Source organism: Ramlibacter algicola (assembly GCF_016641735.1).
Taxonomy (GTDB): Bacteria; Pseudomonadota; Gammaproteobacteria; order Burkholderiales; family Burkholderiaceae_C; genus Ramlibacter; species Ramlibacter algicola.
Genome location: NZ_JAEDAO010000001.1, coordinates 1,552,559 through 1,575,718, shown reverse-complemented (window position 1 = coordinate 1,575,718; position 23,160 = coordinate 1,552,559). Strand labels below are relative to the sequence as shown.

The following is a 23,160-nucleotide window of genomic DNA, read 5'->3' as shown; positions in this document are numbered from 1 at the left end:
GCTCGCGGGGAGCCTCTGGGTACAGCCGAGGCAGGCCGTGAAGGGCTGCGTCAGCGAAGAGCCGCGACTGTAGTAGGACCACTCCCACATGCCGAAGGACATTGCCTACAAGGAGTAACTGAGCCGGTCAACCGTCGCGTTGGCCTGGCGATACGCGACGGTGATGCGATAACGCCAAACAGGTCACACGGCTCCGCCGTGGCGATGGCTGAGGCCCACAGTCGGGCCGAAGCTCGTCACTAGGTATGTAGGACGGCCCCTGACACGACTTGCGACAGACTGAGCCATTCCTGGCTCTGCCGTAGGCCCGAGGTGGCTCTGCCGTAGGCGCGAAGTGGCTCTGCCGTAGGCTGCAAACCAGCGTTCGGGCGTGCATTGAATGCGGGTTGGCCCCGTCGACAACAGCGCTCGCGGGCCTCCAAGATGGCCGTGCAACAGCTCTTCAGGAGACCTTCCATGCACCGCCGCGCCCTGATCGCCGCCGCCCTCGCCGTGGCCGCTGCCTCCCCTGCCCTGCACGCGCAGGACAAGTGGCCGTCCAAGCCCATCACGTACATCGTGCCGTTCGGCCCCGGCGGCACGACGGACATCCTCGCAAGGCTGGTGACGCAGAAGGCGGCCAACGGCCTTGGCGCCACGTTCGTGATCGAGAACAAGCCGGGCGCCGGCGGCAGCAACGGCAGCGACCTCACCGCCAAGGCCGCGCCCGACGGCTACACGATCCAGGGCGGCACGATCAGCTCGCACGCGATCAACGCCAGCCTCTACAGCAAGCTGCCGTACGACCCGATCCGTGACTTCAAGCCCATCACGATGATCGGCTCCATGCCCAACGTGCTGGTCGTGCGCGCGGACAGCCCGTACAAGTCGCTGCAGGACGTGATGGCCGCGGCGAAGTCCAAGCCCGGCTCGATCAACTACGCGTCGTCCGGCAACGGCACGTCGCAGCACCTGTCGGGCGTGTTCTTCGAGCAGCTCACCGGCGGCAAGATGGTCCACGTGCCCTACAAGAGCAGCGCCGAGTCGCTCAACGCGCTGCTGTCCGGCCAGGGTGCGGACGTGATCTTCGAGAACCTCGCGCCCGCGCTGCCGCACATCAAGGCCGGCAAGCTGCGCGCGCTGGGCGTCACGAGCGACAAGCGATCACCCTCGCTGCCCGACGTGCCCGCCATCGGCGAGACCCTGCCCGGCTTCTCGATCGTGTCCTGGCAGGCGATCTTCGCGCCGGCCGGCGTGCCGCAGCCCATCGTCGACCGGCTCGCCGCCGAAATGATCAAGGCGGTGAAGGACCCCGACATCACGGCCAAGCTGGTGGCGCAAGGCATCGACCCGGGCGGCCAGACCCCGGCGGAGATGGCGGCGTTCCAGAAGGCGGAGCTCGAGAAGTGGGCCCGCGTGATCAAGGCCGGGAACATCAAGGCCGACTGACGCGGCCTGGGTTCGACGAGCTGGCGCGGGGTCAGGCGACGCCGCGCCAGTCCCTGCGCAGCAGTGCCAGTTGCAGCAGGTCGTGGTGGCGCCCGCCCCAGTAGCCCACTTCGCGCAACCGCCCCTCCTCCACGAAACCCAGCTTTCCCAGCAGCCGCAACGACGCGGTGTTGTCGGGATGCACTTGCGCCTCGACGCGGTTCAGGTCGTCCATGTGCGCGAAGCCCCAGCCGAGGATGCAGGTGAGCGCCTCGCGCATCAGCCCGCGGTTGGCGTGCTCCGGCGCGATCTCGTAGCCAGTCGCGCATTTGCGCCACTGGCGGTGCCAGGAAAACAGGCTGCACGTGCCGATCAGCCCTGGCTCGCCGTGCAACTGCATGCCCCAGCGCGTGCCGGGATTCGGCTGGTCGCGCCAGGCAGCGAAGCGGCGGATCAGGTCGCGCGCGGCTTCCAGGTCCGGCATCGGGTCGACACCGAACCAGCGCATGTGGTCGGCATTGCCGTGGATGCGCAGCAGCTCCGGCGCGTCGTCGTCGGTGATCTCGCGCAGCGTGAGCCGCCCAGTCGTGAGGGTGGGGAATGCGTCAGCCATGCCGCGACGATGCTAGCCCAGCAGGTTGGCGAGCATCCGCACCTCGCGCAGGCGCGTGCCCCCGAGGTCGAATTCCTTCCCGCTGCCCACGTCCGGCGCGAAGCCGGACTTGGCGTAGAAGGCGATGCCGCGCTGGTTGCCCTCCAGCACCCACAGGCTGGCGCTCGTGAAGTCGCGCGCCTGCAACCGCCCGCGCGTGGCTTGCCACAGCGCACGGCCGGTGCCCGTGCACCACGCACCGGGATGCACGTACAGCGCCCACAACTCGCCGCGGCCGGCCGGTGCATCGGCATCGCGGCTGGCACCGAACGACGAGAAGCCGACGATCTCGCCCTTCGCTTCGGCGACCAGCAACTGCGAGTGGCCTTCGGCCAGCACCGACTGCCACGACGCTTCGCGCTGGTCCACGGACAGGCCGGCGAGGAACGCGGAAGGCAGCAGGTGCGCGTAAGCGCCGCGCCAGGACGCGACGTGCACCTCGGCGACCGCGCGGCAGTCGCCGGTGGTGGCGTCGCGAATCGCCGGCACCGACGCCACCGGGTCAGCCCGCGCGCGGCGGCTCCCCGCCGGGTGCGGCGGCGATGTCGTTGCACAACGCGCAGTGCCGGCCGCGCCGCGACTGGTACAGGCGCCCGCCGACGAAGACGGCCGCGGAGACGAGACCCCAGAGCAGGCCATGCTCGAGCGACGCTTCGACCGCCCGCCCGCGCAGCAGTTGCGAGCCCCCGGTGATGACGAAGGCGATCACGAACATGAAGGCGAAGCGGCGGATCCAGAAAGCGGTGCCCATGCGAAGGTCTCCTGCAGATGGAAGGAATGTACCTGCGACCGGCGACGTCACTGCGGATGCCAGTCGAAGCGCGACTCGCCCAGCGTGAACACCGCCACGCCCGATGCCTGCCGCGGCAGCCGGAACAGGACCTCTCCTTCCGGGCTCGCCACGGTGCTCTCGCCGCCGTCGACGCTGTCCTCCGGGCGGTTCAGCGCGTTCGGCCAGTTGGTCTGCACGACGTACGCGCCGGTCGCGCGCGCCAGGCGCTGGATCCGGCGAACGTACTCGGGCGGGTCGGTGCGCGGCTTGTCGGGGTCCTGCCGCAGCGCGCCCGGCACGAACACCAAGTCGACGCTGCCGTGCGGCAGGTCCTGCGACACCTGTTCGAGGTCTTCGACTTCGCGGCAGATCACGGCCGAACAGCGCAGCCCTTGCACTCGCCCGACGGGACGCGAGGACCCGCGCTGGAAGAACGTGGCCTCGGGTCCGGTCAGCCCCTGCTTGGACACGGTCGCCGCGATGTCGCCGCGCTCGTCGACCAGCAGGTGCGAGATGAACCTGGCGCCGCCCTCCGCGAACGTCGGCGCACCGACCGCCGCGCCGACGCCGAGGCGCGCGCAATCTCGGCGCAGTTCATCGACCGCCGGGGCGACGATCTCCGGCACCGCCTCGCGTGCGATCTGCCGATGGAAGCCGGTGATGGCCAGTTCGGAAAACGCGCAGAGCGCGGCGCCTTGCGCCTGCGCCAACCGCAGCGCCTGCGCGATCGACGCCATGTTCTCGCGCGTGGTCCAGTGCATGCCGACCTGGCCGATCGCGATGCGGTGCGTCATGGAACTCCCGTGCTCCTTGCTGAGCCACCAGTAGACCACGGCGCCGCTGCCGCCCCGCACAATCGCCGCATGGCCGACACACCGCAGACCCGGCGCAACGACGCGCAGCATCGCTACGAAATCCACCACGAAGGCCGGCTTGCCGGCCATCTCGCCTGGCGCGACCGCGCCGGAGTGCTGGAGCTCGTGCACACCGAGATCGATCCCGCCTTCGAAGGCCGCGGCCTCGCGGGGCAGCTGGTGCGCTTCGCACTGGATGACGCGCGCGCCGCGGGCCGCCGCATCCAGCCGTCTTGCACCTACGTCGCCGCGTGGATCCAGCGGCATCCGGAGTACCAGGACCTCGTGGCGGCCTGAGGAGGGTGCGGCGCTCACGCGCCTTCGCGTGGATTGCGGGTCAAGCCCGCAATGACAACACCCCGCGTTTGTCATTCCGGCGAAAGCCGGAATCCATCGTTGATCGAGCATGGATTGCGGGTCAGGCCCTCAACGACAACGCCGCCCGCTAGGACAGCTCCGGTCGTCACGCGTGCGCGGCCGCTCTCGCCTTTCCTTTCGCGGGTGCCTTCCCATCGAGCGCCACGAGGCTGTCCGACAGCTGCCCTTCGAGCGTGCGCTCCAGCCGCGCCTGCAGCAGCGTGAGCACCGCGCTTTCTTCCGGCCGCAGCGAGCCGTCCTGCAACTCGCCTTCGACCTTTTTCCCGATCTCGAGCAGCAGGCCACCTTCGGCGTAGGCCTGCAGCACCTCGGGGTGCACGTAGCACTTGCGGCAGATCGTCGGCGTGTTGCCCAGCCGGGCCGCGACGCGCTCGATCGCCGCTTTCACGTTCTTCTTCATCGCCGCCTGCGTCTCCGCGTGCTCGACTTCCTGCAGCGCCAACGCGGCCATCACCGTGCCGGCCCAGGTGCGGAAGTCCTTGGCCGTGATGTCGCGGCCGGAGATCTCGCGCAGGTACGCGTTGACGTCGGCCGAGGTGACTTCCTTCAGCTCGCCATCGTCGTCGTGGTACTGGAACAGGCGCTGGCCCGGCAGTTCCTGGCAGGCGCGCACGACCTTCGCGACGCGGCGGTCCTTCACCTGCAGCTTCCAGGTCTTGCCGCTCTTGCCCTTGAACTCGAACCTGAGCGCCGCACCCTCCACCGCGACGTGCTTGTTGCGCAGCGTCGTGAGGCCGTAGCTCTTGTTCTCCTTCACGTAGTCGTCGTTGCCCACGCGGATGAGCGTGGTCTCCAGCAGGTGCACGACGGTGGCCAGCACCTTCTCGCGCGGCAGTCCGCGCAGGGCCATGTGCCCGGCGATCGCGCGGCGGATGTCCGGCAGCGCCCGAGCGAACTCCATCATGTGCTCGTACTTGGTCTCCTCGCGCACCTCGCGGAAGCGCGGGTGGTAGCGGTACTGCTTGCGCCCCTTCGCATCGCGGCCGGTGGCCTGCAGGTGGCCGTCGGCGCGCGTGCAGATCCAGACGTCGGTGTAGGCCGGGGGGATCGCGAGCTTGCGGATGCGTTCCAGCGTGCGCTCGTCCGTCACGGGCTGGCCATTGGCCTTGACGTACACGAAAGTGTCGCCCTTGTTCACGCGCGTGAGGCCGGCGTCCTCGTCGGAGACGTAACGCAACCCCGCGGAGCGTGCGGTCTCTTCGAAATCGTCGGCCGCGACGTCGCGGGCGGCTTCGCTGTCCTCGCGCATGGCCGCCATGGTGGATGCGCTCGCATGGATGAGCCGTAGGCGCTCGCACCGACCTTCGGCAGGTACGCGCCGACACTATGCATGAGCGCCTCCCACCGGGATAATCGCGCGCTGGCTTCCTGACTCCCAGCTGAGTTTGACCCCCGAACCCACCTCCTCCCCCGGCAACATCGAAGACCGCCTGCAACTGCTGGTGGAAGCTGTCGTCGACTACGGAATCTTCGTGCTCGACCCCCAGGGACTGATCGTCACCTGGAACAGCGGCGCGCAGAAGCTCAAGGGCTGGACGCGCAGCGAGATCCTCGGCCGCCACTTCTCCATCTTCTATCCACCCGAGGCCGTGGCTTCGGGCTGGCCGCAGGAAGAGCTGCGCCGCGCGACGCGCGACGGCCGCTTCGAGGACGAGGGCTGGCGGCTGCGCAAGGACGGCAGCCGCTTCTGGGCCAACGTCGTGATCACGGCGCTGCGCGATCCCGCTACCCACGAACTCACCGGCTTCGCCAAGGTCACGCGCGACCTCACCGAGCGCCGCGCGCACGAGGAAGCGCTGCGCGCGAGCGAGGAGCGCTTCCGGCTGCTGGTGGACAGCGTCGAGGACCACGCGATCTTCATGCTCGACCGCGGTGGCCTCGTGCAGAGCTGGAACAAGGCCGCCGAGACCATCCTGGGCTACCCGGCCAGCACCATCATGGGCCGGCATCTCGGGCTGGTGGTTCCCGACGCCGATCGCGAAGCCGGGCATCCGCAGGCGACGCTCGACGGCGCGACGCGGCACGGCCGCATCGAGGAGGAAGGCTGGCGCGTGCGCCACGACGGCAGCCGCTTCTGGGCCAAGTCGGTCACCACCGCGGTGTACGGCCGCAGCGGCGAGCTGCTGGGCTTCGCGGTCGTGCTGCAGGACAAGTCGCAGCAGAAGCGGCTGGAAGACCTCGAGCGATCGAGCCGGCGCATGAGCGAGTTCATCGCGATGCTCGCGCACGAACTGCGCAACCCGCTGGCGCCGATCCGCAATGCGGTCACGCTGATGCAGCTGGACAAGCAGTTGCCCGACCGGCACGCACGCGTCCGCGACATCATCGACCGCCAGCTGACGCAATTGACCCGGCTGGTGGACGACCTGCTCGACGTGTCGCGCCTGACGACCGGCAAGATCACGCTGCGTCCCGAGCGCGTGTCGCTGGCCGAGGTCGTGCGGCATTCGATCGAAACCGTGCGGCCGCAGATCGATGCGCGCGGACACGAGCTGACGGTATCGCTGCCTGCCGACGAGGAACTGGTGGTTGAAGGCGACCCCACGCGGCTGGCGCAGGTCGTGCAGAACATGCTCGTCAATGCGGCCAAGTACACGCCCGAGGGCGGCCGTGTCCAGGTCCGCGCGCGGCGCTGCGGCAGCGAGGCCGAGGTCGAAGTCCAGGACAACGGCCGCGGCATCGACGCCCAGGACCTCGAGCGCATCTTCGAACTCTTCGCGCAGGCCGAGACGTCCGGCTTGCCGCAAGCGGGCGTCGATGGAGGTCTTGGCGTCGGGCTCGCACTGTCGCGCGCGCTGGTGCGCATGCACCGCGGCAAGCTGGGCGCGCGCAGCGACGGCCCGGGCCGCGGGTCGACGTTCTCCATGCGCCTGCCGCTGGCGTCGCGCTGAGCACGGCCCGCCATCGAAGCTGACCCAACTGATCAAGGACGGTTTATCATCGGGGTCCATGCAACCCCGAGACGTCGCGCGGGTCCGCCTGGACAACGCGCTCGCGCTCTTCGAGGAGTTTGTCCGGGCCACGGTCAAGCACCCCGATGCCGCCACCTTGCGCGGGCTGGAGCGCCGTTTCGCCGAACGGCTGCAGATCCACCCCAGCTACTGGAGCCAGATCAAGAGCCGCTCGCGCCAGATCGGTGAACGGCTGGCGCGCCAGTTCGAGCAGCTCTCGCACAAGCCGAACGGCTGGATGGACGTGCCGCACGGCGCCAGCGGCGCGGCCGTGCCTGCCCCGTCTGCGCCCTCCCTCGCCCCCGCGGCGGACGACCCGGCGCTGCCACGCAACGACGACGAGCGCTTCATCGTCGGCCTGGTGCTGACCTATTTCCGCCGCCATCCCGAGCGCGCGCGCACGCGACTGCTCGAACTCCTGGGCGAAGTGCTGGTGCCGCCGCCGGCCGCCGAGCCGCCCGCGCCGGGCGCGAAGCCTCCCACGCCGGCCGGCAAGGACGACGGCCTGTCGCTGTGGAAGCAGTCGCAGGCCGGCATCGCCCCCCTCAAGCGCAAGCGCTGACCCGGTTGTCGCGGGCCGGCGACATCACCCGTCCGGGGGACTTGCGCAAAGAGCAAAGATCGTTAATCATTTGATCAAGCCGGTGCTGCGCGCAGCTGCCGGTGACGCCCAGCCCTCCAACCACCAGCCAGTGATGTCCACCACCTACCAAGCCTTCGCGCCGATCGCAGCACGCCCCTGGGGCGCGGCGCTGCCGTCATCGATCGCAGGCTTGCAGGAGGTCGTCGTCCTGCGTGACCGCTGCCACCAGGCCATCGCGCCGCCAGGCTGAGAGCATCAGCCCCGCACGCGACGACGGCCCGGTGGCGACAAGCCCCGGGCCGTTTGCATTGGTGCATCGCCCACTCGTGACAAAGACCGCCGCGAGGCGGACCGACCAGGAAGAACAACATGACCACGAACCTGCCCTGGGCCGATGCGGCCCGGCCCTTGAGCTCCACGCTGCTGCGCGTGCTGGCCGCGCTGCTGCACGCCGCCAGCCGGCACGCCGCGCGGGCGGCAGAGCGCGCGGCAGCCGCCGCGGAGGCCGCGACGCCGGCCATCGAGACGGTGGAGTTCCACGAACTGCACCGCGACTCGGGCGCCCCGGAAGGCGCGCTCTACGTCAACGGCCAGCTGGTGGCGATCCTGCCGGGCGTCACCCGGCTGTGATCGAGGACGCGGGCCCCGCCGCGCGGCGGGGCCTACTCACTGCTGTGCGCGACGGCGCACGTTGTTGATGGCCGACCCGATGCTGCCGGGACGGTTGCCGCTCGCCCGTGGCGTCCCGCCCTGCGGGCGCTGATGGCCCCCGGGACGGAAGCCGCGCGAGCCGCCGTGGACGTGCGGGTGCACGAACACGGGCCCGGGCGCGCCCCAGAACAGCGGCGGCGGGCCGGCATAGAGCGGCGCGCCGTAATAAACCGGGCCCGCTGAGCCGACGACGACGCCCCCACTGACCACGGCGCCCGGATACGCGACCACTGGCGCCGGCATCGTGCCGCCGTACACGACGGGGCCCGGATAGGCCGGCTCGGCCGGCACGACGGCGCAACCGGCCATCGCGAGGCTGGCCAGCGGCAGCACCCAGCGCAGGGGACGAAGCAGGGTCATCGACATTCGACGCATCTTGCCCCATGTGGTTCCCCGCGGGCACGCGGCGGGGCAAGCCCTTGCTGCGCACCCCGCGGTTCAGGCTGCCTTCAGCTGCCGGTCGCGTCTTCCAGCCGCACGTCGTCGTCCTTGCGCTCGATCGCGGCCTCGCCCTCGCGGCGCGCCAGCCGCGCTTCGCGCACGAAGCGCTCGAGCGTGGTGTCCGACCGCGGCAGGTACGACACGGTCCAGCCACCGGGGTAGGCGGGAGGCGCTTCCGCCGGTGCAGCGGCCATGTGCAGGCGCGTCGTGTCGCATTCGGCCACGTGCGCCATGCGGTCGACCCACTCGGCTTCGGTCCAGCCCTCGGCGGGAAAGAAGTTGTACGCGCCACTCGCACCGTCGAGCAGCAGGTCGAGCATGCCGTCCAGCAGGTCCGGCCCGTAGACCTCGTGCCAGGCATGCGCCGACGCGTACACCGGCCCGCCCCCTTCCAGCGCCTCCAGCAGGCGCACCGCGCGCGCGCCGCCGTCCCACGGCACGTAGACCGGCCCTGTGCGCGCGACGAGCACGCCCGGCAGCGATAGCCCTTCGGCCGCCAGGCCCGGGCCGAATGCCGACGTGAACAGCGCGCATGGCACGCCCGCTTCGGCGCACACGCGCGCGACGGACGTGCGCGGCCCGTGCGGGCACGCGGCAGCGCGCCGCTTCGGTCCCGCCAAGCCTTCGCGATCGCGTGCATCGAGCACGGCCCACCGGCGCACGCGATCGAGCGCGGCGCGCAGGTCCTCGCCGCACCGCACGTAGGGCAGCCCACGCACTTCGCAGGCGCGCACGGCCAGGTGCGACAGCGGTCCGTCGTCGCCCACCAGCAGCAGCGGCGCGCCCTCGCCCGGGTCGTCCAGCGTGCGTTCGAAGCAAGGCTGCGTCGTGTGCGCCGCGTGCACCAGCCGGCTCGGGCGGCGCCACCAGCCCGGCACTTCGAGCGCCGGCGCGGCAGGGTCGCGACCCGCGGCGAGGTCCTGCAGCACGGTGGCCATGCGCGTCGGCCGCGCGTTGCCATCGCGCACGTCGAACACGCCCGGCTCGTAGTGGCCGACGAAGTGCGTGACCATGCGGTTCCAGTCGTACGAGCCGAGCAGCGCCCATGCGGTGACCGCGCGCAGGTCGACGCCTTCGTCGCGCAACTGCTGCGCGGAGCGCCACACCTCGACGAACCACCGCACCTGCTCGTCGCGCGTGGCGCCGTTGTGGCATTCGGTGACGGCCACCGGCAGGCGATAGCGGTCCCACGCCTGGCGCAGCAGGTTGGGCAAGCCGACCACGCCCTCATCGCGATGGCGGATCGCGTCGACGTCGACCAACGGCACGCCCTTGTAGCTTCCGACGGCGCGGTCTGCGATCGAGCGGTGGCCGTACCGCTCGATGCGGTGGTCCACGAGACGCTCGCTCGAGAGATAGTGGTTGATGCCGACGACGTCGGGCGGGCATGGGTCGCCGGCGATGCGGCGCAGGCGGCCTTCCAGGCCGTGCGCGCACAGGCGGTCCCACAACGCGTGCCCCGGCACCACGCGGCCGCACAGCAGGTCCCATCCGAGCCAGCGGCGCTCGTTCTGGAAGTCGGCGTCCTCCTGCAAAGGCGGCGTGGCGTGGCAGTAGCCAAGGTCGTCGGTCTGCACCAGGCGCGCCTCGGGATTCACGCGGCGGATCTCGCGCATCGCAAGGCGCGTCGCATCGATTTCATTGAGCAGCGCGATCCAGCACAGGCGCTCGTCCCGCGCATGCGGATACCAGAAGCCATAGAGCGCGGAGAAACGCGCGGTCGTCAAGGGCTCGTTGACGGGCGTGTAGTCGCGCACCCAGGGATAGCGCTCCGCGACGGCCGCCGCGTGCTGCGCCAGGCCGGTCGCGAAGCTGTCTTCGAGCAGGCTCGTGTGCGCCGGCCCGCTGCCGTGGTGGCACAACGTGAGGATCGGGTTGATGCCCAGGCGGCGCAACTCGGGCAGGCGTTCGTCGGTCCATTGGAAATCGCACTCACCACCAGGTGATGGCGCCATGCGTTCCCACAGCGCCGGGTAGCGGAGTGACTTCAGGCCGAGCCCTGCGAACAGCTCGAGGTCGCCGATCCGGTCCTGGTGGCCGCCCAGCAAGGTCTGGTCATGGAAGGCGTCGCCGACGCGGTTCACGGTGCACTCGTAGCCGCCCCACAGCTCGAGCGCGTTGGTCGTTGTCGTCATCGGTGGCATGCTCACAGACGCGTTGCGCGGCCATTTGTAGGACCGCGCTGTCGATGTGCCCGCCCTGGCGGGGACGACAGGCCTGTGTCAGTTCCGCGACCACTCGCGCCAGAACTGGCGCGTGGCCGCCAGGCCCGCCGGCGTCCAGTGCGTGCAGGGCGACATGGCTTCGACCAGCAGCGCATCGCGATCGTCGCCGGTGGCGCCGCGCAGCCGCGCTTCGAGCACCTGCAGGTCCGGATCGAGCTCGTCGTCCTCCGCACCCGCCACGCTGCCCGCCAGGCCGTTGCGCACCTGCGCGCGGAACGTGGGACGGCGCCGCGCGGGCGGCGCTTCGTCGTACGCCGCGCCGTCGGCACTCGCCTCGCCGCGGATCCAGTCGTGGATCACCTGCAGCTCGTACGCCGAGAACACGCCGAACATCTCAGCGCGATCGCCTTGCAGCAGGCGCCAGAAGCGGCTCTGCTCCGGCGGCGCGTTGCGCACGATCCAGCCACCATCCTCCAGCGCCTGCAGGAACGCGGGGACCTGCGCGGGATCGGCGAGCCACTGGTTGACGGGACGGCCCGCGACCTTGCAGTAGTCCGAATGCGCGCCGCTGCCCGAGCCGGCCTTGTGCGACAGGATGCGCACGACCTCCTGGCCGATGTCGAAGCCTTCGATCACCTGCGTCGTGCCCAGGCCCGCGCACGCGAGCTGGGTGCCCCGGCGCATGCGCCGCCAGAACGCGCCCGCATCGTCGATGCGCGGAAGCAGGTCCAGCGCCGCCTGGCACGCACGGCGCGCATGGCCCGAGTCCGGGTTGTCGACCGTCACGTGCAGCGTGAAGTAGTAGGGATCGAGGCCGAGCTCGTTCAGCTCGTACGCCGTGACCAGCAGGTGCAGCGGCAACTGCTCGTAGCCGAGGTTGAAGCCGACGATTTCGGGCAGGAAGCGCGCGGCGTTCCAGCCCAGCGCAACCTGCACGAGCCCCTGGTGGTAGAGCGCGTCGTCCAGGCCGTCGAGCGGGTCGAGCGCATGGCGTGCCAACAGGCGGCGATACAGCACGACGTGGTTCTTGTCCGCGGCGCCTTCGCCCAGCTCCTCGACGTAGGTGCGTACCAGGTCGGCCAGCCGCGGATTGCGCCAATGCTCGACGAGGCCATACAGCCAGGCACCGTCGACCAGCTTGGTCGGCGCGATCGCGCGCAGCACGTACAGCGCGTGCGCGCGATTCGCGAAATAGCGGCGCGGTGCGCCGGCACGGCGCCCCTCGAGATAGGCGGCATAGCGCGCATGCACCGACCGCGCGCTGGACTGCATCCACTCGAGCAGGTCATCGGGCGTGGCCGGCAGGTCGGCTCGCTCGGGGTCGAGCGCGGCGAGTTCAGCGTCGAGGAACCGCGCGGCGTCCTCGCGCGTCGCCTCGTCCGGCATCTGGTCGGCGAGGCGGTGGTAGAGGGAGGCCAGCGGACGCTCGGCCGCCGGCCGGGCGAGGCCCGCTTCGGGCGCCGTCCTGGCTTGCAACTGCTGCCATTCCTGGCGTCCGACGTGCATGGTCCTGTCCTGCTCTTTCCTGGCCACCAATGTCGCCGCCGGGGCGGCTCCACGGTATCGGGAGCGGGCGCGCAGCAGCGTGCGCGAGCTCCTACGCCATTGCAGGATGGGGGTGGGTGCGCAGGCTGGTGGCGCTGTCGTACCAGCCCAGGCTCTGCAGCCGCGCGAGGTCGCTGCGCGCGACGCGCTCGCCGATGTCGCGGCGGTAGCGCAGGTTCGGCACGACCACGCCGCGCGCGACGCGCAAGGCGTTCTCGTTCGCCTCCTGCACCGTCGTCCCGATGCCGGTCGCGACGCCGACGTAGCCGGTCGACCCTGCGGTCACCAGCTGCCCGTCGACGTAGGCGACTTCGGCGAAGTGCAGGCGCATGCGATCGCGGGGCGTGACGCTGGGACGCAGCATGATCGGCATGCCCTTGCCCAGTTCCTCGTAGCCGTAGGCATACGGGAACGGCGGCACGGTCAGCACCACGCCGCAGGCGAAGCCGTCGTGCGTGGCGAAACGACGGCCGTCCCGGCGCAGCATGCGGCGGAAGATTGCCTCCCAGCTCTCGGCATGCAGTGCCTCGCAGATCGCGTAGCCCGGGTAGCCGAAGCGGCTGGTGAATTCGAGCGGCCACAGCCCCTGCTCGTTGGCGATCAGGTTCACGTTGACGTAGCCGACGTAGCCGCCCTCGCGCAGCAGCGGCGCGATCGGCGCCAGCACCGCGTCGAACAGGCGGCGCGCGCCCTGGTAGCTGACGATGGTGCCCATCTCGCCGGTCAGTTCGCCGAGCTCGCCGGGGAAGAAGCGCTTGTGCTCGAAGTCCAGCACCGCCGGTTGCAGGAAGGCCTCGCCGTTGAAGAACGCGCCGACGCCGACTTCCACGCCGTCCAGGTGCTCCATCAGGATGAAGTCGACCACGCCCTCGTCGCGCCGGCGCGCCGCGAGCAGGCCCAGCATCGCCAGCACGTCGCTGCCGTCTTCCATCTCGCCCACGAAGTTGCGCGTGCGCGCGCTGTTCGCGCCGTTGAACTTCAGCACGTAGCGCGCCGGGTGCTCGCGCACGAAGCGCATGGCGTCCTCGTACGCGGTGAACGCGTGGCACGCAGCGGTGCGCAGGCCCGCGTCACGCAGCACCTGCTGGCCGAACGCGCGGTCGCCCTCGAGCCGGTCCCCGAGCGCGCAGCCGCCGATCACCTGGAAGCCGTCGCGCCGCAATTGGTCCTGCAGCTCACCCTTCACCGCGGATTCGAACAAGACCAGGCCGTCCTCGCCGGCTTCTCGCACCCAGTCGAGTTCGCGCTGCCAGTCGTCGACGCGTTCGACAAGTCCCGCGTGCACGTCGTGCGACGCCGGGTCCTCGACGAACACCTTCACCTCGTGGCCGCGGCGCACGAAGCCCGCGTGCATGGCGGCCAGGTCATTGCACTCGCCGATCCCCAGGATCCTCATGCGGGCCGCTCCACCACCAGCGCCACGGCCGCGATGCGCTCGACGTCGGCGTACGCCGGTTCCTCGAGTTCCTCGCCGAAGACGTCCGGGTCGAGTTCGCGGTACTGCCAGGGCCACGCCTGGCGGTCGAGCACCGCGCGCAATTGCCGCAGCAGCGGGTCCTCGCCCTCGACCATCGCGGCGCCCGTGTACAGCACCAGGCGCCCGCCGGGTGCGAGCCGCTCGAGTCCATCGCGCACGATCCGTACCGACAGCGCCTCACCCCAGCGGCCACCGCCGTGGCGGTACGTGCGCTCGCCGGGATCATTGAGATACGGTGGATTGGCGACCACCAGGTCCAGGTCGCCATCGACGGGTTCGTACAAGTCGCCGCTCGCGAAGCTCACCGCCTCGGCATTCGCCAGCGCGGCATTGGCCGCGGCGAACCGCAATGCACGCGGATTGATGTCGGTGAGGAGCAGCGACGCGCCCCTTGGCGCCAGGCGCAGGGCCGACAGCCCGCCGGGTCCGGCGCCACAGCCCAGGTCGACGATGCGGGCGTGCCGCGGCAGCGCGCGGCGCTGCAGTTCGCTGCGGATCAGCTCCGCGAAGCGCACGGTGTCCGGCCCGAAGAAGACCGAGTCGGCGGCCTCGGTGGGCCAGGCCGAATGCGCGTAGAGGGCGCCGTCGAGTGTCGAGAACCGGACGCGGCTGCGCAGCAAACCGCCGAGCCGCTGCTCCAGCAGCGACGCACCACGCATCGGTTCGAGCACGTCCTCGGGCAACAGCGCCGCCGCGAACGGCCGGCTCCAGCCGAAGATGTCACGCAGGGTGCGGGCCTGCGCGACGTCGGCGCGCGCATTCACCCGCGCCTGCGTGGCGGGCGTGACGGTGGTGAAGGCGTAGCCCGTGGACTGCAGCCAGCGCCCGACGGCGACCAGCGCATCGGTAAGCAGCAGGCCGGCGTCCACGGGAGCGTTCATTTCGGTCCGCCCTCGCGATCGCGGCGATCCGCCGCCCGTCGCTTCGGCGTGCCGGGGCCTGGCTCAGCCTGCAGTTGCGAGCGACGCTCGAACCAGCCCGCGATGGACGGAAACGCCTCGCGCGCCGCGTCCGGCCGCGCTTGCCGCGCGCGCGGACGCAAGGTGAACATCGGCCCGAAGCTCATGCGGCCACCGCCGAACTGCTCTGCATGCGTCGCACGATGCATGAGCGTTGCAGAACAGCCTGTAGGCGGCCGCGCACGTTGCCATTGGTTGCGAAAGCTTCGTCTTCGTCTTCGTCCTTCCGGCGAACGCCGGATCCATGGCACTTTGTCATTCCGGCGAAGGCCGGAATCCATGCTCGTTCCACGACCCGGAACCAGTGGCGCTGCGGCCATGGATTCCGGCTTCGCCGGAATGACAAGGCACGAAAGCGATGGATCCCCGCCTTCGCGGGGATGACATCAAGACGCGAATGCCAGCTTCGGCGTCGCGGCGGCGAAGATTCGTTCGGCCGTACGCAGTTCCAGGACGGCCGCATCGAACGCCTGCGCGATCACCCGGCCGGGGGCTTCGATCAGGACGCGTTCGCCCCGCTCGAGCACCAGGTCGCGGGGGTCGCCGTCCAGCGTGAGCCACAGGGTGCCGCCCGCGCTGGCCACTTCCAGCGGCCGGCGGGAGGGCAATTCGGCCAGCGTCCGCGCGGGAAGGCGGTGGCAGCCGGGAGCATCGAGGGTGTGCATGGCGCGTTTCCTTTTACATGCAATGTGCGAATGACTATAGTGAGCGCCACCCCTCACTGACCAATGGTGAATCCGCATGCCACGCATGCATCCAGGGAATGCGAAAGCCCCGCCGCCCGAGCGCCTGCCGCGCTCGCAGCAGCTGCGGCTGGACCTGCTGCACACGTTCGAGGCGGCGGCGCGGCACCTGAGCTTCACCAGGGCCGGCGCCGAACTCGCGCTGTCGCAATCGGCAATCAGCCGGCAGATCCAGCAGCTGGAAGCGTCGCTCGGGGCGGCGCTGTTCGAGCGCCAGCACCGCTCGCTGGTGCTCACCGAAGCGGGTCGCGTGCTGCAGCGCGCGGTCGACGACGGGTTGGAGCGGTTGCGTGACGCCGCGGCACGCATCCGCGCCCAATCGGCGACGCGCCAGGTGGCCATCACCTGCACGCCCGGCTTCGCGTCGTTCTGGCTGATCCCGCGCCTGCCCCGCTTCACCGCGGCGCACCCGCAGGTGGACGTGCGCATCTCCGCGACGCTGCAACTGCTGGACCTGGAGCGCGCCGGCGTCGACATGGCCGTGCGCTTCGTGCCGCTGCAGCAGGGCGTCGGGCCGCGCCTGTTCGAGGAAGCGGTGCAACCGATGTGCGCACCTGCGCTCCTGCGCGGCCCGAACCGGCTCGCAGCTCCCGCGGACCTGGCGAAGCACACGCTGCTCACGCTGGACAAGGCGGACACGCCGACCATGGACTGGGACCCGTGGCTGCGGCTGATGGGACTGGACGACATGCACATGGCGCACACCGTGCGGTTCACGCAGTGGCACGAAGCGGTGTCGGCGGCAGTCGCGGGCCAGGGCGTCGTCATCGGCCGGCTGCCGCTGCTGGCGGACCTCGTCCGCCAGCGCAAGCTGGTGGCGCCGTTCCGCACCCCAGCCGCGTCGCAGCGCGGCTACTTCCTCACCCTCGCGCCGCAGGCGGCGCGCAACCCGGACGCGCTCGCGTTCATGCAGTGGCTTCAGGCCGAGGCCGAACAGGCGCAAACGCCGGCCACCACCACCAGGAGAGCTTGATGGCCACGCTTCGCAAACGCTTCGACGTCACCGCCGCGCCGGCCGCAGCCTGGGACGCTCTCGCCGACTTCGGCGCCCTGCACCAGCGGCTGGTGCCCGGCTTCGTCACCGCCTGCGAGCTGCAGGACGGCGGCTCTGTCCGCGCAATCACGTTTGCGAACGGAATGCAGGCACGCGAGCGGCGCGTGACGCGCGACGCATCCACGCACCGGCTCGTCTACACGGTCGAAGGCGGTCGCGCGACGCACTACAACGCGGTCGTCGAGGTCCACGACGGCGCCGCCGGCGGCAGCACGCTGGTGTGGACCGTCGACCTGCTGCCCGACCCGCTGGCGCCCGCCATCGACGGGATGATGGACGCTGGCGTCGCGGCGATGAAAAAGGCGCTCGGCTGAGCGCTCAGGCCCGCGAGATCCGGGTCCTCCCCATCGGAACTGTCACGGGACTCCGTGATACTCAGCCGATGGCATCGATCCGGCTCGAGGGTGTCGGCAAGCAGTGGGGCGACACCACGGCCTTGCACGACATCACGCTCGACATTCCTTCCGGCACCTTCTGCGTGCTGCTCGGCCCCTCGGGCTGCGGCAAGTCCACCACCCTGCGCATCGTCGCGGGGCTGGAGACGGCCACTAGCGGCCGCGTCCTCATCGACGGCCAGGACGTCACCGCGCTTCCACCGGCGCGGCGCGGCATCGCGATGGTGTTCCAGAACTACGCCCTGTTCCCGCACCTGTCGGTCGCGCAGAACATCGCATTCGGCCTGCAGGTGCGCAAGGTGCCGAAGGACGAAGCCGCGCGGCGGCTCGACGAGGCGGCGCAACTGCTGGGCCTGTCCGCGCTGCTCGATCGCAAGCCGTCGCAGCTCTCCGGCGGACAGCAGCAGCGCGTCGCCCTGGGCCGCGCGCTGGTGGCGCAGGCCAAGGTGTGCCTGATGGACGAGCCGCTGTCCAACCTGGACGCGCGGCTGCGGCAGGAGATGCGCACCGAACTGCGCCAGCTGCAGCAGCGGCTGGGGCTCACGGTCGTGTACGTCACGCACGACCAGGCCGAAGCGATGAGCATGGCCGACCAGGTCGTGCTGCTGAACAAGGGCCGCATCGAACAGGCCGCCACGCCGCGCGAGCTGTATGCCCAGCCGGAAACGACGTTCGCCGCCAGCTTCGTCGGCACGCCCGCGATGAACCTGCTGCGCCTGGACGGCGACCGCATCGCGGGCAGCGACGTCGGTGCCGGCCGTGCCGCGCACTGGCTGGGCGTGCGGCCCGAAGACATCATGATCGGCGGGCCGGTGCCCGCCACCGTGCGCGCCGTGGAATACCTGGGCGCCGACCTGGTCGCGCACTGCGCCATCGGCAGCGAGACGCTCACCCTCCGCACCGAAGGCCAGGCCACGCTGGCTGCCGGCGGCACCGTGCACCTGGGCTGGCCGCCGGCCCGCGCCCACCATTTCGACGACCGCGGGCAGCGCCTGCACTGACAACGAGGAGACCAGCATGCAACGCAAGACCTTCAACCGCGGCGTCGCCGCGCTCGCGGCCGCGGCCGCCCTGGGCATCGGCGGCGCGGCGCGCGCGCAGCAGCAAGTCGAGATCCCGTTCTTCTACCCGGTGGCCGTCGGCGGGCCGATCGCCAAGATCATCGACGGCTTCGCCAACGACTTCATGAAGGCCAACCCTGGCATCAAGGTGACGCCGATCTACGCCGGCACCTACCAGGAAACCATCGTCAAGGCCCTCACCGCGCACAAGGCCGGCACGCCGCCGGTGTTCTCGGTGCTGCTGTCCACCGACATGTTCACGCTGATCGACGAGGACGCCATCGTGCCGGTCGACGGCTTCGTGAAGACCGCCGAGGACAAGGCCTGGATGGGCAGCTTCTACAAGGCCTTCATGCTGAACAGCCAGGCCGGCGGCAAGACCTGGGGCGTGCCCTTCCAGCGGTCCACCGTGGTCATGTACTGGAACAAGGAAGCGTTCAAGGAAGCCGGACTCGACCCGAACAAGGCGCCCCAGACCTGGGCCGAGCTGAAGTCCATGGCGACCAAGCTCACGAAGAAGGACAGCAGCGGCAAGGTCACGCAGTACGGCGTGCAGATCCCGTCCAGCGGCTTCCCGTACTGGCTGTTCCAGACGCTCACGACGACCAACGACGCGATCCTGGCCAACGAGGCCGGCACGCAGGTGAAGTTCGACGACCCGAAGGTCGTCGAGGCGCTGCAATACTGGGTCGACCTCGGCAAGGCCGGCGTGCACCCGCCCGGCGTCGTCGAGTGGGGCACCACCCCCAAGGACTTCTTCGAGAAGAAGGCCGCGATCATCTACACGACGACTGGCAACCTCACCAACATCCGTTCCAACGCCAAGTTCGACTTCGGCGTCGGCATGATCCCGGCCAACAAGCGCAAGGGCTCGCCCACCGGCGGCGGCAACTTCTACATCTTCAAGAAGGCGTCGCCCGCGCAGCAGGAAGCCGCGTTCAAGTTCATCAAGTGGGTCACCGCGCCCGAGCGCGCCGCGCAGTGGAGCATCGACACCGGCTACGTCGCCGTGTCGCCCGCCGCGTACGAGACGCCGCCGCTGAAGAAGTACGGCAGCGAGTTCCCGCCGGCCCTGGTCGCACGTGACCAGCTGCCGCACTCCGTGGCCGAGCTCTCGACGCACGACAACCAGCGCGTCACCAAGGCGCTGAACGACGGCCTGCAGGCCGCGCTGACCGGCGCCAAGCCGCCGGCGCAGGCGATGCAGGACGCCCAGCGCGAGGCGGACCGCCTGCTGCGCTCGTACAAGTGACCGGACCGAGCGGCCGCGAGGCCGGTCATCCCCGCGCAGGCGGGGATCCATTTGGCATTCGACCGAGCGGCCGCGAGGCCGGTCATCCCCGCGCAGGCGGGGATCCATTTGGCATTCGACCGAGCGACCGCGAGGCCCGTCATCCCCGCGCAGGCGGGGATCCACGTAGCATTCGCCGCGCGGCGCGGCCGGCCGGCGACGGCCTGGCCGCCTTGCACGCCTGGCTGTTGCTGCTGCCGGCGCTGGTGCTGCTGGCGGCGTTCACGCACTGGCCGGCGGTCGCCACCTTCATCGACAGCTTCTTCTCCACGCCCCGCGGCAGCCGCCCGGGCGTGTGGGTCGGGCTGGAGAACTACCAGGTCATGGCCGAGGACCCGGTGTTCTGGAAGGCCGTGACCAACAACCTGTGGTTCGCCGGCGCCACCATCCCGCTGTCGATCGGCCTGGCGCTGCTGATGGCACTGTGGGTCAACGAGCGCATCCCCGGCCGCGCCGCGGTGCGCATGGCGTACTTCACGCCGACCGTGCTGCCGATGATCGCGGTGGCCAACATCTGGCTGTTCTTCTACACGCCGCAGTACGGCCTGCTGGAGCAGGTGACCGGCGCGCTCGGGCTGCCGTCGCACAACTGGCTGGGCAACCCATCCACCGCCCTCGCGTGCATCACGGTCGTCGCGGTGTGGAAGGAAGCCGGCTTCTTCATGATCTTCTACCTGGCCGCGCTGCAGACGCTGAACCCCAGCCTGCGTGAAGCCGCGGCCATCGAGGGCGCATCGCGCTGGACCTTCTTCCGCCGCATCCAGTGGCCGCTGCTCATGCCCACCACGCTGTTCGTGCTGGTCAACGCCATCATCAACGGCTTTCGCATGGTCGACCACGTCTTCATCCTCACGCGCGGCGGCCCGGACAACGCGTCGACGCTGCTGCTGTACCACCTGTACGAAGTCGGGTTCAAGTTCTGGGACACCGGCTACGCCAGCGCGATCAGCGTGGTGCTCGTGGTCACGCTCGCAAGCGTCGCGCTGTTCCAGTTCTTCGTGCTGGACAAGCGGGTGCACTACAAATGAAAGAAGCCGCCCCGCCGCCCTGGGCCGCGCCCGGGAAGCTCGACACCATCGGCGCCTGGCTGCTGGCGCTGCTGTGGATCCTGCCGCTGGCGTACGCGGTCTGGACCGCGTTCCATCCGGCCGAATACTCGACGCGGTTCGCCTTGTTCGCACCGCTGACGCTCGACAACTTCCGCCGCGCCTGGGAGGCGGCACCGTTCGCGCGCTACTTCCTCAACACCACGTTGCTGGTCACGATGATCCTCGGCGTGCAGTTGGTGCTGGCCACCCTGGCGGCGTACGCCTTCGCGCGCTACACCTTCCCCGGCCGCGGCATCGCCTTCGCGCTGGTGCTCGTGCAGCTGATGGTCATGCCCGACATCCTGCTGGTCGAGAACTACAAGACGATGGCGCACCTGGGCCTGGTCGACTCGCTGGTCGGCATCGGGCTGCCCTACTTCGCCTCGGCGTTCGCGATCTTCCTGCTGCGCCAGACCTTCCTGGGCATCCCGAAGGAGCTGGACGAGGCGGCGCGGGTCGAAGGCGCCAGCGCGCTGCAGACGCTGTGGCGCGTGTACGTGCCGCTGGCGCGCCCGGTGTACACGGCGTTCGGGCTCGTGTCGGTGAGCTTCCACTGGAACAACTTCCTGTGGCCGCTGATCATCACCAACAGCGTCAATGCGCGGCCGCTCACCGTCGGACTGCAGGTGTTCTCGTCCGTCGACCAGGGCGTCGACTGGTCGGTCATCACGGCCGCCACGCTGCTGACGGCGGCGCCGCTGCTGGTGGGCTTCCTGCTGTTCCAGCGGCAATTCGTGCAGAGCTTCATGCGAGCGGGGATCAAGTAGATGCGCCTGGTGACGTGGAACACGCAATGGTGCTGCGGCAACGACGGGGTGGTGAGCGTGGAGCGCATCGTCGAGCACGCGCGCGCGCTCGCGGACTTCGACGTGCTGTGCCTTCAGGAAGTCGCGGTGAACTACCCGCGCGTGCAGGGCAATGCCGCGCACGACCAGCCGGCGATCGTCGAGCAGTTGCTGCCGGGGTTCCAGGTGTTCTTCGGCGCCGCCGTGGACGAATGGAACGAGCACGGCCGCAGCCGCTTCGGCAACCTGATCGCCACCCGCCTGCCGGTGCTGCAGGTGCAGCACCATGCCCTGCCCTACCCCGCCGATGACGGCGTGCGCAGCATGCCGCGCATGTGCACGGTGGTCACGCTGCGCGACCCGGCGCTCGGGCCGGTGCGCGTGCTGACGACGCACCTGGAGTTCTATTCGAAGAAGCAGCGCATGGCGCAGGCGCAGGCCTTGCGCGCGCTGCTGCTGGAAGGCAGCGAGCAGGCCGCCCACCCGCCGGAGCCCAGCGACGACGGCTCGCCGTTCCGCAGCAAGACGCACACGGCGCAGGCCATCCTGTGTGGCGACTTCAATTTCGAACCGACCGAGCCGGAGTACGGCGCCGTCACGCAGGGCGGCGGCATCGACCAGTGGCACGACAGCTGGCGGCTGCTGAACGGCGCGGCGCCGCACGCGCCCACGTTCCGGATCTACGACCGCCGCTTCGGGCCGGAGCCGGTGACGTCCGACTTCGTGCTGGTCAGCAACGCGTTGCGCGATCGCGTGCGCAGCCTGCGGATCGACGCGGACACGCAGGCGTCCGACCACCAGCCGGTCGCGGTCGAGATCGCCTGACGGCGCGCCTTCAGGCGCGCAGCTGCTCCTTGAAGAACGCGATGGTGCGGTCCCAGGCTTGCCTGGCCGCCGCAGCGTCGTAGCGCGGCGTGGTGTCGTTGTTGAAGCCGTGCTGCGTGCCGGCGTACTGGAACGCCTGGTAGCGCACGCCGGCGGCCTTCAACGCAGCTTCGTAGGCGGGCCACGCGGCGTTGATGCGCTCGTCGACGCCTGCCAGATGCACCAGCAGCGGCGCCTTCACCTTGGCGGCTTCGGCGGGGGCGGGCGTGTTGCCGTAGAACGGCACGCCCGCGTCCAGGTCGGGCAGTTGCGTGGCCAGCCAGTGCACGACGCCCCCGCCGTAGCAGAAGCCGACCGCCCCGAGCTTGCCGTTGCCCTCCTGGCGCGCGCGCAGCCAGGCGGCGCAGGCGAGGAAGTCCTGCCGGATCTTCGGCTGGTCCAGCCTCGCGAAGTTCTCGCGCGCCTTGTCCTCGTCGCCGGGATAACCGCCCAGCGCGGTCAGCGCGTCAGGCGCGAAGGCCATGAAGCCGTCGAGCGCGAGGCGGCGCGTGATGTCCTCGATGTGCGGGTTGAGGCCGCGGTTCTCGTGGATGACCAGCACCATCGGCAGCTTCGACGTGCCGGCGCTCGCCGGCCGCGCGAGGTAGCCGTCGATCTGGCCGGACCCTTCGGGCGATTCCACCTGGATGCGCCGCGTGGCGAGGCGCGCATCGTCCGGCTTGACCTGCTGGCCCATGACGAAGTCCGGGCTCAGCGCGGCGAGCAGGCCGGCTGCCGTGACGCCGGCCTTGGCGAAGCGCTGCGCCTGGTCGAGGAAGCCGCGCCGGTCAATGGCACGGTGCACGTAAGCGTCGAAGAGGATCAGCAGGTCCTGGTCGAAATCCTGGGCAGTGAGGCGGGGCGGCATGCGGTCTCCGGCTGGGTTGGAGCCGCGAGCGTAGCGGCTGGCGTGCCGGATGCGAAGCGCGTCGTCCCGGGCATGGATCCCGGCTTTCGCCGGGATGACAAGACGCTTGTCATTGC

General features: G+C 70.2%; 26 protein-coding genes. 13 read left to right on the top strand and 13 right to left on the bottom strand.

The genetic code is table 11. The features are described 5' to 3' along the window. Positions 1-456: 456 nt before the first annotated feature. The gene (locus tag I8E28_RS07645) at positions 457-1,428 is read left to right on the top strand and encodes a Bug family tripartite tricarboxylate transporter substrate binding protein (protein WP_200787396.1); all 972 of its coding nucleotides are present in this window, start codon (positions 457-459) and stop codon (positions 1,426-1,428) included. A 31-nt stretch (positions 1,429-1,459) separates the two neighbouring features. Here I8E28_RS07645 and I8E28_RS07640 read toward each other — a convergent pair whose 3' ends face one another. Genes I8E28_RS07640 through I8E28_RS07625 form a run of 4 tightly spaced genes read right to left on the bottom strand, consistent with a single transcriptional unit; the run spans position 1,460 to position 3,625 of the window. After that, positions 1,460-2,020, bottom strand: coding sequence for a GNAT family N-acetyltransferase (locus I8E28_RS07640; RefSeq protein ID WP_200787395.1), 561 nt, complete (start codon positions 2,018-2,020; stop codon positions 1,460-1,462). A 12-nt stretch (positions 2,021-2,032) separates the two neighbouring features. Next, on the bottom strand, positions 2,033-2,548 hold the full coding sequence (locus I8E28_RS07635; RefSeq protein ID WP_200787394.1) for a GNAT family N-acetyltransferase: 516 nt from the start codon (positions 2,546-2,548) through the stop codon (positions 2,033-2,035). 13 nt (positions 2,549-2,561) lie between these two features. Next, the gene (locus I8E28_RS07630; RefSeq protein WP_200787393.1) at positions 2,562-2,810 is read right to left on the bottom strand and encodes a hypothetical protein; all 249 of its coding nucleotides are present in this window, start codon (positions 2,808-2,810) and stop codon (positions 2,562-2,564) included. A gap of 47 nt (positions 2,811-2,857) precedes the next feature. Continuing rightward, complete coding sequence (locus tag I8E28_RS07625; protein ID WP_200787392.1) at positions 2,858-3,625, bottom strand: carbon-nitrogen hydrolase family protein; 768 nt, start codon at positions 3,623-3,625, stop codon at positions 2,858-2,860. A gap of 69 nt (positions 3,626-3,694) precedes the next feature. Here I8E28_RS07625 and I8E28_RS07620 point away from each other — a divergent pair, with 69 nt between their 5' ends. Continuing rightward, positions 3,695-3,982 (top strand): GNAT family N-acetyltransferase, encoded by a 288-nt coding sequence (locus tag I8E28_RS07620; protein ID WP_200787391.1) that lies wholly within the window; start codon positions 3,695-3,697, stop codon positions 3,980-3,982. A gap of 166 nt (positions 3,983-4,148) precedes the next feature. Here I8E28_RS07620 and I8E28_RS07615 read toward each other — a convergent pair whose 3' ends face one another. Next, complete coding sequence (locus I8E28_RS07615) at positions 4,149-5,312, bottom strand: DNA topoisomerase IB (protein WP_200787390.1); 1,164 nt, start codon at positions 5,310-5,312, stop codon at positions 4,149-4,151. A gap of 136 nt (positions 5,313-5,448) precedes the next feature. Between I8E28_RS07615 and I8E28_RS07610 the strand changes: the two genes are divergently transcribed. The 4 genes from I8E28_RS07610 (at position 5,449) to I8E28_RS07595 (ending at position 8,227) form a co-directional block, all read left to right on the top strand. Next, a complete protein-coding gene (locus I8E28_RS07610) occupies positions 5,449-6,954 on the top strand; it encodes a sensor histidine kinase (RefSeq protein ID WP_200787389.1) in 1,506 nt (501 codons plus the stop codon). Between the two features lie 58 nt (positions 6,955-7,012). Continuing rightward, complete coding sequence (locus I8E28_RS07605) at positions 7,013-7,576, top strand: hypothetical protein (RefSeq protein ID WP_200787388.1); 564 nt, start codon at positions 7,013-7,015, stop codon at positions 7,574-7,576. Between the two features lie 133 nt (positions 7,577-7,709). Beyond that, on the top strand, positions 7,710-7,847 hold the full coding sequence (locus I8E28_RS07600) for a hypothetical protein (protein ID WP_200787387.1): 138 nt from the start codon (positions 7,710-7,712) through the stop codon (positions 7,845-7,847). Between the two features lie 119 nt (positions 7,848-7,966). Further along, positions 7,967-8,227, top strand: coding sequence for a hypothetical protein (locus I8E28_RS07595; RefSeq protein WP_200787386.1), 261 nt, complete (start codon positions 7,967-7,969; stop codon positions 8,225-8,227). 36 nt (positions 8,228-8,263) lie between these two features. Here I8E28_RS07595 and I8E28_RS07590 read toward each other — a convergent pair whose 3' ends face one another. The 7 genes from I8E28_RS07590 to I8E28_RS07560 all read right to left on the bottom strand — a co-directional run bounded on the left by I8E28_RS07590 (position 8,264) and on the right by I8E28_RS07560 (position 15,560). Beyond that, positions 8,264-8,668, bottom strand: coding sequence for a hypothetical protein (locus tag I8E28_RS07590; protein WP_200787385.1), 405 nt, complete (start codon positions 8,666-8,668; stop codon positions 8,264-8,266). Between the two features lie 89 nt (positions 8,669-8,757). Next, positions 8,758-10,884, bottom strand: coding sequence for a glycoside hydrolase family 1 protein (locus tag I8E28_RS07585; protein ID WP_200787384.1), 2,127 nt, complete (start codon positions 10,882-10,884; stop codon positions 8,758-8,760). Between the two features lie 87 nt (positions 10,885-10,971). Continuing rightward, positions 10,972-12,420, bottom strand: a complete 1,449-nt coding sequence (locus I8E28_RS07580) for an iron-containing redox enzyme family protein (RefSeq protein ID WP_200787383.1) — start codon at positions 12,418-12,420, stop codon at positions 10,972-10,974. 91 nt (positions 12,421-12,511) lie between these two features. Continuing rightward, on the bottom strand, positions 12,512-13,855 hold the full coding sequence (locus I8E28_RS07575) for a phosphoribosylamine--glycine ligase (RefSeq protein WP_200787382.1): 1,344 nt from the start codon (positions 13,853-13,855) through the stop codon (positions 12,512-12,514). Continuing rightward, positions 13,852-14,817 (bottom strand): methyltransferase, encoded by a 966-nt coding sequence (locus I8E28_RS07570; RefSeq protein ID WP_200787381.1) that lies wholly within the window; start codon positions 14,815-14,817, stop codon positions 13,852-13,854. Before I8E28_RS07570 ends, I8E28_RS07575 begins: the two co-directional genes overlap by 4 nt. Then, positions 14,814-15,002, bottom strand: coding sequence for a hypothetical protein (locus I8E28_RS07565; protein WP_200787380.1), 189 nt, complete (start codon positions 15,000-15,002; stop codon positions 14,814-14,816). Before I8E28_RS07565 ends, I8E28_RS07570 begins: the two co-directional genes overlap by 4 nt. Before the next feature lie 279 nt (positions 15,003-15,281). Beyond that, positions 15,282-15,560 carry a DUF2917 domain-containing protein gene (locus tag I8E28_RS07560; protein ID WP_200787379.1) on the bottom strand — a complete coding sequence of 93 codons (279 nt, stop codon included), beginning with the start codon at positions 15,558-15,560 and terminating at the stop codon, positions 15,282-15,284. 85 nt (positions 15,561-15,645) lie between these two features. Between I8E28_RS07560 and I8E28_RS07555 the strand changes: the two genes are divergently transcribed. The 7 genes from I8E28_RS07555 (at position 15,646) to I8E28_RS07525 (ending at position 22,137) form a co-directional block, all read left to right on the top strand. After that, entirely contained in the window at positions 15,646-16,611 is a 966-nt protein-coding gene (locus tag I8E28_RS07555; protein WP_200787378.1) for a LysR substrate-binding domain-containing protein, read from the top strand. Continuing rightward, positions 16,611-17,006 (top strand): SRPBCC family protein, encoded by a 396-nt coding sequence (locus I8E28_RS07550; protein ID WP_200787377.1) that lies wholly within the window; start codon positions 16,611-16,613, stop codon positions 17,004-17,006. Before I8E28_RS07555 ends, I8E28_RS07550 begins: the two co-directional genes overlap by 1 nt. 68 nt (positions 17,007-17,074) lie before the next feature. Further along, positions 17,075-18,088: an ABC transporter ATP-binding protein gene (locus I8E28_RS07545; RefSeq protein ID WP_200787376.1), complete on the top strand. Its 1,014-nt coding sequence runs from the start codon at positions 17,075-17,077 to the stop codon at positions 18,086-18,088. Positions 18,089-18,104: 16 nt separating this feature from the next. Next, positions 18,105-19,400, top strand: a complete 1,296-nt coding sequence (locus I8E28_RS07540; RefSeq protein WP_200787375.1) for an ABC transporter substrate-binding protein — start codon at positions 18,105-18,107, stop codon at positions 19,398-19,400. Between the two features lie 203 nt (positions 19,401-19,603). Then, positions 19,604-20,467, top strand: a complete 864-nt coding sequence (locus tag I8E28_RS07535) for a carbohydrate ABC transporter permease (protein WP_200790328.1) — start codon at positions 19,604-19,606, stop codon at positions 20,465-20,467. After that, on the top strand, positions 20,464-21,294 hold the full coding sequence (locus I8E28_RS07530) for a carbohydrate ABC transporter permease (RefSeq protein WP_200787374.1): 831 nt from the start codon (positions 20,464-20,466) through the stop codon (positions 21,292-21,294). Before I8E28_RS07535 ends, I8E28_RS07530 begins: the two co-directional genes overlap by 4 nt. Beyond that, positions 21,295-22,137: an endonuclease/exonuclease/phosphatase family protein gene (locus I8E28_RS07525; protein WP_200787373.1), complete on the top strand. Its 843-nt coding sequence runs from the start codon at positions 21,295-21,297 to the stop codon at positions 22,135-22,137. It abuts the gene before it with no gap. 10 nt (positions 22,138-22,147) lie between these two features. Here I8E28_RS07525 and I8E28_RS07520 read toward each other — a convergent pair whose 3' ends face one another. Next, positions 22,148-23,044 (bottom strand): dienelactone hydrolase family protein, encoded by an 897-nt coding sequence (locus I8E28_RS07520; protein WP_200787372.1) that lies wholly within the window; start codon positions 23,042-23,044, stop codon positions 22,148-22,150. Positions 23,045-23,160: the final 116 nt, after the last annotated feature.